Source organism: Pseudomonas sp. 05T35, assembly GCF_056396605.1.
Window position 1 is genome coordinate 1 of record NZ_JBFTLU010000754.1, and the last position, 1,174, is coordinate 1,174.

Annotated in this window: 3 protein-coding genes; 2 read left to right on the top strand and 1 reads right to left on the bottom strand. The window is 49.6% G+C overall.

The window, feature by feature from the left end:
• The coding region (locus tag AC1DH9_RS29520; RefSeq protein ID WP_477809379.1) for a DUF1345 domain-containing protein at positions 1–244 on the top strand (244 nt) is incomplete at its 5' end.
• A gap of 230 nt (positions 245–474) precedes the next feature.
• Positions 475–927 (top strand): hypothetical protein, encoded by a 453-nt coding sequence (locus AC1DH9_RS29525; RefSeq protein WP_427537011.1) that lies wholly within the window; start codon positions 475–477, stop codon positions 925–927.
• A gap of 72 nt (positions 928–999) precedes the next feature.
• On the opposite strand, the gene AC1DH9_RS29530 is transcribed toward AC1DH9_RS29525, so the two are convergent.
• Positions 1,000–1,174: autotransporter outer membrane beta-barrel domain-containing protein (locus AC1DH9_RS29530; protein WP_477809380.1), on the bottom strand; the 175-nt coding region annotated here is incomplete at its 5' end.

Consider the following 1,174-nt stretch of genomic DNA (forward strand, 5'->3'; position numbering starts at 1 on the left):
GCTGTTCTACACTTGGGATGGCCAGGAGCCCGCGCTGCGTTTTGCCGAAGGCTTGAAAAACCCCAACTATTGGGACTTCCTGTATTTCTCGTTCACCATCGGCGTGGCCGTGCAAACCGCCGATGTCGGGGTGGCCACACGCAGTTTGCGCAAGATCGTGCTGGCCCAGTCACTGATCGGTTTTCTGTTCAACACGGCCATCCTTGGCTTTTCGATCAATATCGCTGCGGGGTTGTTCAGTTGATGAAAACCGGGGGAAGTCATAATGACTTTCAACTAGCGGTTATAGGCTTTTGAAATAACACTTCATACGCATAAAACCTCTTGATAACAACCCACACAAAACACCCACTGTAAACTGGTATATCTGACAGTTTACAGAATGACGCTACTGAGCTCTGATGAGTTAATCCATGAGTTAGCGATGGTTACCTATTTGTGGATTCTTTGTTAATTGCCAGGGAGAAAGCGATCATGAGCGTAGCCGCAAAAAAAACCAGCACAGAAGATTACTTCGACGTCACGCTGGAGAATGCCCCCACATTCAAGTCCAGCGTGACAGCACTGCGCAGCAGCACAAGCCCGAACCGGGGTGAAACCTGGGTGGTAGAAGCCACTGAAAAAGACAGCGATGAAAAGCGCTTGAGGGTGTTTCTGATCGTGTTCTCCAAGACACTTTCAGACGGGAGTCATCAAGTTGGTGAAGACAAACCGGGCTTCGTCACCATTGAACTCGTTGATTATACAGACCCACAAAATCCTACCAGTAGGTTAGCAACATCAGGGAATACAAACTTCCAACTCGATGTCGCAAAGAGCACATTCTCAGGCGACTTTAACGTGCAGATCGAAGTGAAAGGCGTCAGTACTCTCTCCATCACGGCTGATGGAAAATTCGATACTTTGTTAACCAGCGCAAACCGCTGAGCACAAAAAAGCCCTGTCTCGATAGAGACAGGGCTTTACGATAGGGACGGCGATAAATAAATACCCGCCCTATTAGAACTTGACCTGAAAGCCCACCGTCCCGCCAATCGGCATTTCGATGCTCTTGCCTTTCATGTACTCGACCTCGGCGTGTGCACTCCAGCGATCCGACAGTTTCATGGCAACCCCCGTTCCCACTTCAAAGCGCGAACCGGAGAGATTACGGCTGAACGCATTATCGTTGACC